This is a genomic window from Mumia sp. Pv4-285 (assembly GCF_041320275.1).
In the GTDB taxonomy this organism is placed as follows: Bacteria; Actinomycetota; Actinomycetes; order Propionibacteriales; family Nocardioidaceae; genus Mumia; species Mumia qirimensis.
Genome location: NZ_CP162023.1, coordinates 3,428,062 through 3,440,605, shown reverse-complemented (window position 1 = coordinate 3,440,605; position 12,544 = coordinate 3,428,062). Strand labels below are relative to the sequence as shown.

General features: G+C 71.0%; 16 protein-coding genes. 11 read left to right on the top strand and 5 right to left on the bottom strand.

Annotation, left to right across the window (positions count from 1 at the left end; genetic code table 11):
- Positions 1 to 2 precede the first annotated feature (2 nt).
- Positions 3 to 794: an isocitrate lyase/PEP mutase family protein gene (locus AB3M34_RS16615; protein WP_370615597.1), complete on the bottom strand. Its 792-nt coding sequence runs from the start codon at positions 792 to 794 to the stop codon at positions 3 to 5.
- Positions 795 to 949: 155 nt separating this feature from the next.
- Here AB3M34_RS16615 and AB3M34_RS16610 point away from each other — a divergent pair, with 155 nt between their 5' ends.
- Both AB3M34_RS16610 and AB3M34_RS16605 read left to right on the top strand, forming a co-directional pair.
- A complete protein-coding gene (locus AB3M34_RS16610) occupies positions 950 to 1,540 on the top strand; it encodes a dienelactone hydrolase family protein (RefSeq protein WP_370615595.1) in 591 nt (196 codons plus the stop codon).
- A gap of 253 nt (positions 1,541 to 1,793) precedes the next feature.
- The gene (locus AB3M34_RS16605) at positions 1,794 to 2,285 is read left to right on the top strand and encodes an FBP domain-containing protein (RefSeq protein ID WP_370615593.1); all 492 of its coding nucleotides are present in this window, start codon (positions 1,794 to 1,796) and stop codon (positions 2,283 to 2,285) included.
- Between the two features lie 7 nt (positions 2,286 to 2,292).
- On the opposite strand, the gene AB3M34_RS16600 is transcribed toward AB3M34_RS16605, so the two are convergent.
- The 3 genes from AB3M34_RS16600 to AB3M34_RS16590 are packed head-to-tail and all read right to left on the bottom strand — an operon-like array spanning position 2,293 to position 4,688.
- A complete protein-coding gene (locus AB3M34_RS16600) occupies positions 2,293 to 2,898 on the bottom strand; it encodes an MBL fold metallo-hydrolase (protein WP_370615591.1) in 606 nt (201 codons plus the stop codon).
- A complete protein-coding gene (locus tag AB3M34_RS16595) occupies positions 2,898 to 4,010 on the bottom strand; it encodes an S-(hydroxymethyl)mycothiol dehydrogenase (RefSeq protein WP_370615590.1) in 1,113 nt (370 codons plus the stop codon). The genes AB3M34_RS16600 and AB3M34_RS16595 overlap by 1 nt, the downstream gene beginning before the upstream one ends.
- Positions 4,011 to 4,049: 39 nt before the next feature.
- Positions 4,050 to 4,688, bottom strand: a complete 639-nt coding sequence (locus tag AB3M34_RS16590; RefSeq protein WP_370615588.1) for a TetR/AcrR family transcriptional regulator — start codon at positions 4,686 to 4,688, stop codon at positions 4,050 to 4,052.
- A gap of 75 nt (positions 4,689 to 4,763) precedes the next feature.
- On the opposite strand from AB3M34_RS16590, the gene AB3M34_RS16585 reads away from it, so the two are divergent.
- From AB3M34_RS16585 to AB3M34_RS16545, 9 genes are all read left to right on the top strand, one after another.
- Positions 4,764 to 5,207: a hypothetical protein gene (locus tag AB3M34_RS16585; RefSeq protein WP_370615586.1), complete on the top strand. Its 444-nt coding sequence runs from the start codon at positions 4,764 to 4,766 to the stop codon at positions 5,205 to 5,207.
- A gap of 59 nt (positions 5,208 to 5,266) precedes the next feature.
- The gene (locus AB3M34_RS16580) at positions 5,267 to 6,037 is read left to right on the top strand and encodes an SDR family NAD(P)-dependent oxidoreductase (RefSeq protein WP_370615585.1); all 771 of its coding nucleotides are present in this window, start codon (positions 5,267 to 5,269) and stop codon (positions 6,035 to 6,037) included.
- 152 nt (positions 6,038 to 6,189) lie between these two features.
- Positions 6,190 to 6,738: an isopentenyl-diphosphate Delta-isomerase gene (gene idi / locus AB3M34_RS16575; RefSeq protein ID WP_370615583.1), complete on the top strand. Its 549-nt coding sequence runs from the start codon at positions 6,190 to 6,192 to the stop codon at positions 6,736 to 6,738.
- Complete coding sequence (locus tag AB3M34_RS16570; RefSeq protein WP_370615582.1) at positions 6,735 to 7,796, top strand: polyprenyl synthetase family protein; 1,062 nt, start codon at positions 6,735 to 6,737, stop codon at positions 7,794 to 7,796. Before idi ends, AB3M34_RS16570 begins: the two co-directional genes overlap by 4 nt.
- Positions 7,793 to 8,680 carry a phytoene/squalene synthase family protein gene (locus AB3M34_RS16565; RefSeq protein WP_370615580.1) on the top strand — a complete coding sequence of 296 codons (888 nt, stop codon included), beginning with the start codon at positions 7,793 to 7,795 and terminating at the stop codon, positions 8,678 to 8,680. Before AB3M34_RS16570 ends, AB3M34_RS16565 begins: the two co-directional genes overlap by 4 nt.
- Complete coding sequence (gene crtI / locus AB3M34_RS16560; RefSeq protein WP_370615578.1) at positions 8,677 to 10,245, top strand: phytoene desaturase family protein; 1,569 nt, start codon at positions 8,677 to 8,679, stop codon at positions 10,243 to 10,245. Before AB3M34_RS16565 ends, crtI begins: the two co-directional genes overlap by 4 nt.
- Positions 10,242 to 10,595 (top strand): lycopene cyclase domain-containing protein, encoded by a 354-nt coding sequence (locus tag AB3M34_RS16555; protein ID WP_370615577.1) that lies wholly within the window; start codon positions 10,242 to 10,244, stop codon positions 10,593 to 10,595. Before crtI ends, AB3M34_RS16555 begins: the two co-directional genes overlap by 4 nt.
- On the top strand, positions 10,592 to 10,903 hold the full coding sequence (locus tag AB3M34_RS16550) for a lycopene cyclase domain-containing protein (RefSeq protein ID WP_370615575.1): 312 nt from the start codon (positions 10,592 to 10,594) through the stop codon (positions 10,901 to 10,903). The genes AB3M34_RS16555 and AB3M34_RS16550 overlap by 4 nt, the downstream gene beginning before the upstream one ends.
- A complete protein-coding gene (locus AB3M34_RS16545; RefSeq protein WP_370615573.1) occupies positions 10,900 to 11,796 on the top strand; it encodes a prenyltransferase in 897 nt (298 codons plus the stop codon). Before AB3M34_RS16550 ends, AB3M34_RS16545 begins: the two co-directional genes overlap by 4 nt.
- Here the strand turns inward: AB3M34_RS16545 and AB3M34_RS16540 are convergent.
- Positions 11,739 to 12,533, bottom strand: a complete 795-nt coding sequence (locus tag AB3M34_RS16540; RefSeq protein WP_370615572.1) for a glycosyltransferase family A protein — start codon at positions 12,531 to 12,533, stop codon at positions 11,739 to 11,741. The genes AB3M34_RS16545 and AB3M34_RS16540 overlap by 58 nt on opposite strands.
- Positions 12,534 to 12,544 lie beyond the last annotated feature (11 nt).

Here is a 12,544-nt window from a genome sequence, read left to right as displayed (position 1 = left end):
GGTCAGCGCACGCCGAGCAGCGCGTTCATCCGGCCGTAGTCGACGCCGCCCTCGAGCAGGTCGAACGTGCCGTCCTCGAGGATGGCGCGAGCGACCCGCTCGGTGAGGCCGTACGCTGCCTCGGCCAGCGCCGTACCGGTGCTGATCCGGCGCGCCCCGGCGGCGGTCAGCTCGCGGACCGACGGTGAACCCGGCCCGGCCATCACGTTGACCGGGGCGCCGACCGCCTTCGTCAGCGTGGTGAGGGCGTCGAGATCGCTCAGGCCGGGCACGAACATGCCGTCCGCGCCGGCCGCGACGTAGGCACGGGCCCGGTCGACGACGTCGTCGAGGTCGTCGCCGCCCAGCAGGTAGACGTCGGTCCGGGCGTTGACGAACAGGGCGACCCCGGCGGCGTCGGCCGATGCGCGGGCCTCGCCCACGCGCGCCGCCATCGCGTCGGTCCCGAGCAGGACACCGGCCTCGGAGTCCTCGAGGTTGATGCCGACCGCGCCCGCGTCGACCAATCCGGCGACCGTCCCGGCGACGTCTCCGAAGCCGGCCTCGATGTCGGTGGTGACCGGGACGTCGACCGCGGCCACGATGCGACGCACGGCGTCGAAGACTGCGACCGGCGCCAACCCTTGGCCGTCCGTCGCACCGAGTGCCCACGCGACACCTCCGCTGGTCGTGGCGATCGCCGGTGCGCCGGCCTCCTGGATCAGCCGGGCGGATGCGGCGTCCCAGGCGTTGGGGAGGACGAGCACGTCGTCGTGGAGGGCGCGGAACGTCGCGGCGAGGTCGTGGGAGGTCATGCCGTCCAGTGTTCCTCGCGGATCGGCGATGTTCCGGCGGGAATCGGACATGACCGTGGACGTCTCGCGAGGAGCCGCGCGTTGGATCCACGAGCCGCTCGTGTCGGGACCCGCCGATAGCGTGGTCGGTGAGTCGTACCGAGAGAGGAGTCACCATGGCTGAGGTCGTCCTATTCCATCACCTGCGAGGGCTGACCGACGGGGTGAAGGCCTTCGCCGACCAGCTCGGCGGAGGCTCGCACGCGGTGCACACCCCTGACCTGTTCGACGGTGAGCTGCCGGGGAGCCTCGAGGAGGGCCTGGCATTGTCGCAGTCGATCGGTGACGCCGGCATCGCCGAGCGCGTCGACGCCGTGCTCGCCGACCTGCCGGATGCGCTCGTCTACGCCGGCATCTCGTTCGGAGTGATGCAGGCGCAGCGGCTCGCGCAGGCGCGTCAGGGAGCCCGGGGCGCTTTGCTCTACGAGGCGTGCGTCCCGGTCACGGGGGAGTGGGCGTTCGGACCGTGGCCTCACGGGGTTCCCGTGCAGGTCCACGGCAAGGACGACGACGAGTTCTTCGCGCACGAGGGCGACATCGACGCCGCGCGAGAGCTGGTCGAGATCGTGGGCCCAGAGCTGGGCGAGCTCTTCGTCTATCCCGGTGGCCAGCACCTCTTCTTCGACAGCTCGTTGCCGACGTACGACGCCGACGCCGCACTGCTCGTCGTCCAGCGCTCGCGTGCGTTCCTCGACCGCCTGGGGTGATCGTGAGCGCACGGGCCCGAAGTCACTCCAGGAATCGAGTTGATCCGCACGCTCGTGCGAGGCAAGATCGTTGTTGGCCGCAACTGGTCATCAGATCTGGACGGAATGGAGCACGGGATGCAGCACCGGGGAAGCGAGGCGGCCCGAAGGGCCTGCTCGGGCTCCGGGCGCCCTGCCTCGACCTTCACAGCCTGATCATCGGGCACGGGTCGAGGGACCGACCCGACCCCCCAGCCTGAGAGCGACCTCCCTGATGCATCCCCTGACCGAGTCCCAGATCCGTGCGTCCTTCGTCAACGCCTCCCGGCGTGAGACGACCCAGGCGCCGCTCCCGCCGAACATCGCCGACCTGAGCTGGGACGAGCACGACTTCCTCGGGTGGACCGACCCGAAGGCGCCGCGGCGGGCGTACGCCGTGATCCCCACCCATGACGGCGTCGTGGGGCTCCTGCTCCGTACGACGCAGCCGACGTCGCAGCGTCCTGCCATCTGCACGTGGTGCGAGGACGTCAAGGAGACCGACGACGTCGTCCTGTACGTCGCCAAGCGCGCGGGGTCCTCCGGGCGCAACGGCAACACCGTCGGCATGCTGATCCACGCCGACCTCTCGTGCTCGGCCAAGGCTCGGCGCCGTCCCGCCCCCTCCGAGCGCGCCGGCGACCCCGACGCGTTCATCGCTCGCAGGGTCGCGGGGCTGCGCGAGCGGACGGCCCGGTTCGCCGAGCGCGTACGCGACGGCGACTAGCGGGCGGCTAGGACAAGGCTGCTTCCTCGGCGGCGATCGTCGTGTCGTCTCCGTGCCCGGTGTGCACCACCGTGGAGCCGGGCAGCGTGAACAACGCCGACCGGATCGACGCGACGATGAGGTCCGCGTCCGAGTACGACCGTCCGGTGGCACCCGGACCACCTTGGAAGAGCGTGTCGCCGGTGAACACGCAGCCGAGGTCCTCGGCGTACAGGCACACGGCCCCGGGAGCGTGCCCCGGCGTGTGGATCACCCGGAGGGACGTGCCGCCGACCTCGATGGTGGCGCCGTCCTGCAGGTCGACGTCCCACAGGCTGTCGGGGTGCGTGAGCTCCCACAGCGGACGGTCGGCCGGGTGGAGCATGATCGGTGCGACCACCCGGTCGCGCAGCGCCGGAGCGACTCGCACGTGGTCGTCGTGCGCATGGGTGCAGACGATCGCCTTCACGGTGCGGTCGCCGACGACGGCCAGGATGTCGTCGACGGAGTGCGGGGCGTCGATCACCACGCACTCGGTGTCGTCGCCGACCACCCACACGTTGTTGTCGACGTCGAACGTCTCCCCGTCGAGGCTGAACGTCCCCGACGTCACCGCGTGGTCCACGCGTGCCATCAGAACACCACCACCGAGCGGAGGACCTCGCCCCCGTGCATGCGGCCGAAGGCAGCCTCGACGTCGTCGATGCCGATCTCCTCGCTGACGAACGCGTCGAGATCGAGCCTGCCCTGCTGGTAGAGGTCGACGAGCATGGGGAAGTCGCGCGACGGCAGGCAGTCGCCGTACCAGCTCGACTTGAGGGCGCCGCCGCGGCTGAACATGTCGATGAGCGGGATGTCGGGCAGCTCCATGTCGGGGGTGGGGACGCCGACGAGGACGACTGTGCCGGCGAGGTCGCGGGCGTAGAAGGCCTGCTTCCAGGTCTCCGGCCGCCCGACGGCCTCGATCACGACGTCGGCGCCCTCCGCTCCTTCGTACACCGCTCCGACGATCTCGCGGATCGCGGCGACCGGGTCGGTGGTGGACGAGTCGACCGTGTGCGTCGCGCCGAGGCGTACGGCGGCCTCGAGCTTCTTGGGGTCGATGTCGACGGCGACGATCGGTGAGGCGCCGGCGAGCGCGGCGCCCGCGACGGCAGCCACGCCGACCCCGCCGCAACCGATGACAGCGACCGACTTGCCGCGAGTCGCGCCGCCGGTGTTGATGGCGGCACCGATTCCCGCCATGACTCCGCAGCCCAGGAGACCGACCGCGGCCGCGCGTGCGGACGGGTCGACCTTCGTGCACTGGCCTGCGGCGACCAGGGTCTTCTCGGCGAACGCGCCGATGCCGAGCGCGGGTGACAGCTCAGTGCCGGCGTCAGGTCCGTCGGCGAGCGTCATCTTCTGGGTGGCGTTGTGGGTGTTGAAGCAGTACTGGAGGTCTCCGCGCTTGCAGGCCCTGCACTCTCCGCACACGGCGCGCCAGTTCAGGACGACGAAGTCGCCCGGCGCGACACCGGTGACGTCCGGTCCGACCGCCTCGACGACGCCCGCGGCCTCGTGCCCGAGCAGAAAGGGGAACTCGTCGTTGATGCCGCCCTCGCGGTAGTGCAGGTCCGTGTGGCAGACACCGCATGCCGCGATCGCCACCACCGCCTCACCCGGACCGGGATCCGGCACGTTGATCGTCGTGACCTCGACCGGCTGCCCCTTGGTCCGTGCGACGACCGCCTTGACCTGCTGCATCTGCTGCTCCTCCGTCGATGGGTCTGCCTCCTCAACCTCTCATTCGAGGCGCTGGCCCGGCACGGCGAGGGTGGTCAGAGCGGTCGCCTTCACGAGACCGGGGGCGCGCGCGGGCGTGATGGTGCCTTGGTGCACGGCCGTCGCGGCACCGTGGAGGAGGCTCTGGATCGCGGTCACCTGCCAGTCGAGCGGCATGTCCCGACGGAACCGGCCGTCTCTGCGGCCGCGTCGGAGCAGCGACTTCGCGCGGTCGACGAGCTGGGTGTGGGCGCGCTGGAGCAGCGCCGGTGACAGTGCGTTCTCGGCTGCCTGGACGAGCCCGCCGTTGCGGAAGGTGACCTCCCACGAAGCGTCGAGGAGGCGTCCCATCGCCTCGTACGGATCACCGCCGAGGTCGACTGCGGACAGCTCGGCCTCGGCTCGGTCGAGTGCGTGCTCGACGGCGACCGCGACGAGGGACGATCGGGACTCGAAGTGGCCGTAGAGCGTCATCCGGCCCACTCCCGCCGCCTTCGCGATCGTCGCCATGCTCACGTCCGGGTCGTCGGCGAGACAGCGGGTGGCGGCCTCGACGATCGCCGTGATGTTGCGCCGTGCGTCGGCCCGCTTTCGTGGCGCGACCTCGTGGACGTCGTCGACCACGGTGGTTCCCCTCTCGACGATGGGTGGTCCTCGCATCCTAACTCGTACAGGTGGGTCCAGGTTCGTGCTAGAGTCATCTCGTACACCTGAGTACGAATTAGGGGGATCCGGATGATGGAGGAAACACACGGGACGATGACCCTGGGGGAGGCGCCGCGCTCGTGGTGGCGGCGTCCGGCCGGAGTCTTCGTCCGCCACTACCTCGAGATGATCGCGGCGATGCTCCTCGGCATGGCGCTGCTCTATCCGCTGTGGACGATGGCGACGGAGGGCGTCGACGCCGACTGGGTTCGTCGTGCGGACGCCGAGTCGACCGTGATGGCGACGGCGATGGCCGTCCCGATGATTGCCTGGATGGTCTTCCGCGGGCACGGTCCGCGGCCGATCGTCGAGATGACGCTCGCCATGTACGCGGGGTTCTGGGTGCTCTTCCCGTTCCTGTGGTGGGGTTCGCTCGACGAGATGGGCGTGATGATGATCGGACACGTGCTGATGCCGGTCTTCATGCTGGTCGCGATGCTGCTGCGCCGTGACGAGTATGCTCACGCGCACTGAACAGACGGTGCGTCGCCCGGGCCTGCCCTTCGGTGCCGCAGCACGGAAAGGTTGGCGTGATGAGGAACGCGATCGTGACAGGCGCAGCGAGCGACATCGGGCAGGCGATCGCCCGCGCGCTCGTGGCCGACGGTGACCATGTCGTCCTCGCCGACAACGACCTCGAGACGGTGCAGGCGTTGGCCCGGGACCTCCCGGGCACGGAGGCGGTGCACCTCGACCTCCGCTCGGCCGACTCGGTGCGCGAGGTCTCCGCCGAGCTCGTCGAGCGTCTCGGAGCACCCGACCGCCTCGTCAACGGGGCAGCAGTGTGCAACGGCGGGGAGTTCGAGTCCGTCGACGAGGCGACCTGGTCGCAGGACCTCGACGTCGTCCTCGGCGGCACGATCCGGCTCTCGCAGGCGTTGCTCCCCTCCATGCGCGAGGCAGGGCGTGGGTCGGTCGTCAACATCGCATCCGTGAACGGCCACGCCTACTTCGGCAGCGACGTCTACAGCGCGGCGAAGGCCGGCGTCCTCAACCTCACCCGGACCCTCGCCGTCCAGTACGGGCCGTTCGGCGTCCGCGTCAACTCCGTGTCGCCCGGCACGGTGGTCAACGCCCCGCGCAGGCGCCAGCTTGCGGAGGATCCCCACGCGCTCGACCGCGCGACCGACTTCTATCCCCTCGGCCGTGTCGGTGTGCCGGACGACGTCGCCCACGCGGTCGCCTTCCTGCTCTCCGACCGCGCGAGCTGGATCACCGGCACCGATCTCCGGGTCGACGGCGGCCTGCTCGCGGGGATGCGCGGGCTCGCCGCGGCGCTCTCCACGGGCACGGACACCGACTGAGGGCCCCGAGTCAGCCACGCTCCCATACCCGGCATGGCTGCGGACATGCGCGCCGCGCGTTTGAAAGCGGCTCGACCGGTTACTTCTCCGGTGGATCGTGCGTCTGTCGATCCAAGTCGTGACCAGCGAGCTAGCCACGGATCGGGGACTGCATGGACCGCTCGGCCGATCTCGTCGTCCTCCTGGATGACGAGCACGTCCCCCGCGGGGTGGCGATGCGGACAGAGGTACACGGTCACGACACCCCCCTCCACCTCGCGTTCTCCTGCTATCTCTTCGATCCCGCAGGTCGTCTGCTGATCACCCGCCGAGCCGTGAGCAAGCGCACGTGGCCGGGCGTCTGGACCAACTCGTTCTGCGGTCACCCGCGACCGGGTGAGCCCGTCGCGGAGGCGGTTCACCGCTACGCCGACCACGAGCTGGGCACGTCGCTGCGCGGTCTACGGTGTCTGCTTCCATCCTTCCGCTACCGCGCCGTCGATCCCACGGGCGTCGTCGAGAACGAGGTGTGCCCCGTCTACACCGCCGTCTGCGACGGGGACCTGTCTCCGAACCCTGCAGAGGTGGAGGAGCACCGGTGGCTGAGCATCAAGGAGACACGTGCCGCGATCGATGCTGCTCCGTGGGCCTTGAGTCCGTGGATGATCCAGCAGGTGAGCAGTCTCGAGGACGCCGGAGCCTGGTGGGCGATGGCACCATGACCCCGGTCCGTGCGGTGCAGGAGCATCTCGCTGCGTTCGACGACCAGGTCGCTCTCCATCTCGAGAGGCTGTGGGAGGGGGTCGCCCAGGGACCCGACGCCGCGGCGCTGAGAGCTGCACTCGACGACGCGGTCTCGGGCGGGAAGAGGTTCCGGCCCAGGCTCCTGGCGGCGGTGCACGCGTCGCTGGGCGGTTCCCGAGACGACGCGACGGTTGCGCAGACCGCCGCGGCCGTCGAGCTGCTCCACACCGCATTCGTCGTCCACGATGACGTGATCGACGCCGACGACGTGCGACGCGGGCGGGCGAGCGTTCCCGGTCGATTCCGCTCCGCCGCCCTGCGCAAGGGCGTGACGGCATCGCGCGCGGCGACGTACGCCCTCGCGGGCGGCGTGCTCACCGGTGATCTCGCCCTGAGTGCCGCGTTCCGTGCGATCGCGACGCTGCCGGAGTCTGCCGAGATCCGGACGCAGGTGCTGGACCTCGTGACGCGTGCCTCGTCCGCGTCCGCCGCCGGCGAGCTCACCGACGTACGGCTCTCTCTCGGCGTGGACCGGCCCACGACCGACGCCGCGCTCGCGCTGGCGGAGGGGAAGACCGCGGCGTACTCGTTCGTGCTGCCCATGGAGCTCGGGGCGACCCTCGCGGGAGCCGAAGCGGACGTCGTCGCAGCGGTGCGCGAGGCGGGTCGGCTGCTCGGGATCGCTTTCCAGCTCTACGACGACCTCGCAGGCGTCTTCGGCGACCCGGCCGAGACGGGCAAGAGCAACCTCGCCGACCTCCGCGAGGGCAAGAGCACGCTGATGATCGTCCACGCGCGCCAGACCTCATCGTGGCCGTTCATGGAGGCGGCATGGGGCGACGCCGCCCTGACCGAGGAACGTGCGGCCGCTGTCCGAGCGGTGCTCGAGCGGTGCGGGTCGCGCGCGTACGTCGAGGCGGTCGCGTCCGAGCATCTCGAAGCCGGAATCGCCCAGGCTCGCTCGGCCGGACTGACCGTCGACGTGCTGGAGTGGCTGGTGACCCTGCCCGCGCGGCCGGCCGTGGGGGCGGCATGAGCCTGCTCGCCCTGAGGTCCGCGCCGCCGGTGTCCCCGGCGAGCAGGTACGACACGGTGGCGGACGCGAGCGCCGCGCTGGTCATTCGCCGTTACTCGACGTCGTTCGGGCTGGCGGCCCGTCTCCTCGCCGAGCCGGTGCGGACGCACGTCCGCAACGTGTACGCGCTGGTGCGCGTGGCGGACGAGATCGTGGACGCACCACGACCCGGCTCCACGACGGCAGAGCGGCGGCGCCTCCTCGACGCCTTCGAGGGCGAGACGGCCGCTGCGCTCGCGACGGGCCACAGCGCCAACCTGGTCGTGCACGCCTTCGCCCGCATGGCGGCGACGTGTGGGATCACGAGCGAGCTGACGTCGCCGTTCTTCGCCTCGATGCGGACCGACCTCGACCGTTCGGACCACGACGAGACCAGCTTCGCCGCGTACGTGTACGGGTCGGCCGAGGTCGTCGGGCTCATGTGCCTGCGGACGTTCGTGCGCGAGCTGTCCGACCCGACGACCGCGTACGAGGCACTGTCCCCGGGCGCGAGACGCCTGGGCGCCGCCTTCCAGAAGCTCAACTTCCTGCGCGACCTGGCTGCCGACCACGACCGGCTCGGCCGGTGCTACTTCCCGGGCGTCGAACCGGCGAACCTCTCGGCCGCGCAGCGTGACCACCTCCTCGACGACATCGACGACGAACTCCGCGTGGCCGCGCGTGCGATCGATGCTCTGCCGGCGAGCTCGCGACGCGCGGTCGCGCTGGCGCACGCCCTGTTCGCTGCCCTCGCGCGCGAGCTGCGCACCGCTCCGGTGGAGCGGATCCGGCACGAGCGGGTGCGGGTGCCGGGACCCGTCAAGGCGGGAGTCGTCGCCAAGACGCTGCTGCGGGGCGCTCGGTGACGGGGCACGCGGTGGTGATCGGAGGGGGCATCTCCGGACTGGCCAGCGCGGCGCTCCTCGCCCGCGAGGGGTGGCGGGTCGACCTGGTCGAGCGTCAGGGCGCGGTGGGCGGACGAGCAGGGGTCTGGGAGCACGACGGATTCCGCTTCGACACCGGTCCGTCGTGGCTGCTCATGCGTGAGGTGTTCGAGCACTTCTTCGCGCTCTGTGGCACCTCGCTCGACGCGGAGCTCGATCTCGTACAACTCGACCCCGCGTACCGCGTCTTCTTCGAGGGGTACGAGGACCCGCTCGAGATCCGGGCGCACCGCGCGGCGAACCTGGCGGCGTTCGAGGCGGTCGAGCACGGTGCCGGTGACGCGCTCGACGACTACCTCGAGTCCGCGCGCGAGGTCTACGTGCTGGCGGTGCGGCGGTTCCTGTACGGCACGTTCGCGTCCAAGCGGTCGCTGCTCACGCGTGACGTGGTGCGCCACGGTCGACGCCTCACCTCGTTGCTCACGCGGTCTCTCGCCACGCACGTCGCCGCGCGGTTCCGCGACCACCGCCTACGGCAGGTCCTCGGCTATCCGGCCGTGTTCCTCGGGACCGCGCCGGACCGTGCGCCGAGCATGTACCACCTCATGAGCTGGATGGATCTCGCCGACGGCGTCTTCTATCCCGTCGGTGGCTTCGGGTCGCTCGTCGCGGCGGTCGAGCGGGTGGCGACCGGTGCGGGTACCCGGATCCGTACGTCGACGACGGCGACCGCGATCGAGGTCGACCGATCGGGGTCCCGGCCCACCGTCGCCGGGGTGCGCGTCGTCGGGCCCGACGGTCGGACCGACGTCATCCCGGCCGACCTCGTCGTCGGTGCAGCCGACCTCCATCACGTCGAGACCGCCCTGGTGCCCGAGGACCTCCGAACCCGCCCGGAGGCGTGGTGGAGCGCTCGCGACCCTGGGCCCGGCGCGGTCCTGGCCTGCCTCGGGGTGAGCGGAGCGTTGCCCCAGCTCGCGCACCACTCGCTCTTCTTCACCCGAGACTGGTCCCGCAACTTCGGCGACATCTTCGACCATCCGACCCGTGTGCCTGACCCGGCGTCGGCGTACGTCTGCCGGCCGTCGGCGACCGACGGCTCGGTCGCGCCGGCGGCGCACGAGAACCTCTTCGTCCTCGTCCCCGTGCCGGCCGACCCCGGCATCGGCCACGGCGGGTTCGACGGGGCGGGGGACCCGACCGTCGAGAAGGTCGTCGACGCCGCCGTGGCGCAGATTGCGGCGTGGGCCGACGTGCCCGACCTCGCCGACCGGATCGTGGTGCGGCGCACGATCGGTCCCGCCGACTTCGTCGCCGACCTCAACGCCTGGTCCGGCGGTGCCCTCGGCCCCGCTCACGTCCTCAAGCAGAGCGCGTTCTTCCGGGCCGGAAACGCCTCGAGGAAGATCTCCGGTCTGCTCTACGCCGGTGCGAGCACGATCCCGGGGATCGGCCTCCCGATGTGCCTCATCAGTGCCGAGCTCGTGCTGAAGAGGGTGCGCGGCGACCGGTCGACCACACCGCTGCCGGAGCCGGTGGCCCGATGAGCTGGCTGTATCTCGCGACCATCGTGGTGTCGACCGTCTGCATGGGACTGGTCGACCACCGGTGGCGGCTCTTCCTCTTCGCCCGTCCCGGCCGCGCGGTCGCGCTCGTCGGTGCGGGCGCTGCGCTCTTCCTCCTGTGGGACCTCGTCGCCATCCGACTCGACATGTACGAGCGCGGAGGGTCGGAGCTGATGACGGGGATCGAGATCGCCCCCGACCTCCCGATGGAGGAGCTCTTCTTCGTCGTCTTCCTCTGCTACCTGACGATGGTCGTCCACCGCCTGCTCCTTCGCCTGCTGGGCTCGGTGCAGACCCGCACGGATCGTGCGCGGCAGAAGGCCGCACGATGACGTACGCCGTGCTGGCCCTCCCGTTCCTCGCCGTCGCCGTGGGGGTGCTCGTCGCCGGAGCGATCCTTCGCCGTCCTGGCCGGCGATGGTGGGTGGCGGTCGCGGCCACGTGCGTGGTGCTGGTGACCCTCACTCTCGTGTTCGACAACCTGATGGTCGCCGCCGACCTCTTTCGGTACGACGAGGAGAACCTCTCGGGCCTGAGGGTCGGTCTCGTTCCGATCGAGGACCTCGCGTGGCCGGTGGTCGCTGCGCTGGGGCTCCCCGGTCTCGCTCTGCTGACCGGCGACCCCGGGGAGCAGACGTGAGCGCGGCGACGATCGGCTCCGAAGGGCGCGGTCACGGGACGCTCGTCACCGTCCTCGGCTCGTCGCGCCCGTTGAGCTGGGTCAACACGGCCTATCCGTTCGGTGCGGCGTACCTCCTCGCCGGCGGTGGAGTCGACCTCGCCTTCCTCGTGGGAGTGCTCTACTTCCTCGTGCCGTACAACCTGCTGATGTACGGCGTCAACGACGTCTTCGACTACGAGTCGGACGTGCACAACCCGCGCAAGGGCGGCGTGGAGGGTGTGGTCCTCGACCGTGACGTCCACCGGTCGACGATCGTCATCGCGGCGGTGGCCAACATCCCCTTCCTCGTGGCGCTGGTCGTGCTGGGCACCCCGGTGTCCAACGCCCTCCTCGCTGTCGCCGTGCTCGCGGTCCTGGCGTACTCGGTCCCCGTGCTGCGGTTCAAGGAGCGCCCGCTCCTGGACTCGCTCACCTCCAGCACGCACTTCGTCGCACCGGCCTGCGTCGGCGTCGCGATGACGGGGGCGTCGCCCGCGTCGGCGGCCGACGTCCTGGCCGCATTCTTCGTGTGGGGCGTCGGCTCCCACGCGTTCGGCGCGGTGCAGGACATTGAGGCCGACCGCGCCGGGGGCATCGCCTCGGTGGCGACGTGGCTCGGCGCCGCAGGCACCGTCCGGCTGGCGCTGGCGGCGTACGTCGTGGCCGGGCTCCTGCTGCTGACGCTGGAACCGCCCTACGTCGTGGCGGCGGTGCTCGCCGTCCCGTACGTCCTCAACGTCGCCCCTTACGTCGTCCTGACCGACGCCGACTGCGAGCGCGCTCACGCCGGCTGGCGGCGCTTCCTGTGGCTGAACTACCTGACGGGGTTCCTCGTCACCCAGCTCCTGATCTGGGCCGCCCTCGGGTGGTAGCGGTCCCGCCACCGCAGCCACGGCGGGAGCACCGTCCAGTTCAGCCGGAGGGTCGTTCGTGCCCGCTGCATCCTCCTCCGACGCTGGGCCCGCCCGGAGAGGGAACGCGCGGAGACTCCGACCGCCACCCGTACCAGCCGGATGCGGCGCGTCGGCCCCACCACGAACGCCAGGTCCATGTCGTCGTGCACGTCGGCGTGGCGATGGACGTCGGCACGGATGTCGAGCCACGTCTGGCGGCGGAACGCCATGTTGGAGCCCCACAGCGCCGTGTGACCGAGCGCGAGGTGGGTGAGGCCGTAGTAGGCGCCGAGGTACGCCACCGCAGCGGCCGTCCGCAAACCGTGTGGCAGGTCGTAGAAGGACCCCAGGCCGCTGACGGCGTCCAGCCGCGGGTCTCGCACCAGCGGTCCGACCAGCTGTGACAGCCACCGCGGTCCCGGTCGGGTGTCGGCGTCGCAGCGCACGACTATCTCGCCGGTGGCCCGGTCGTACCCGGCGGCGGCGGCGGAAGGGATGCCGACGCGGTGCTCGGTCACGACGTGCGCGCCGTGTGCCGCGGCCACCGCCGCGCTGTCGTCGCTCGAGGCGTTGTCGACGACGACCACCTCGCTCGGCGTCATCGTCTGGAGGGCGAGGAGCCGCAGGCAGCGGTCGAGCGCGGCAGCGTCGTCACGGACGGGGATGACGACCGACACCGACGGTGCCACCCCCTGCACGGCGCTACGCCTGCTCATGCTCCTCACGG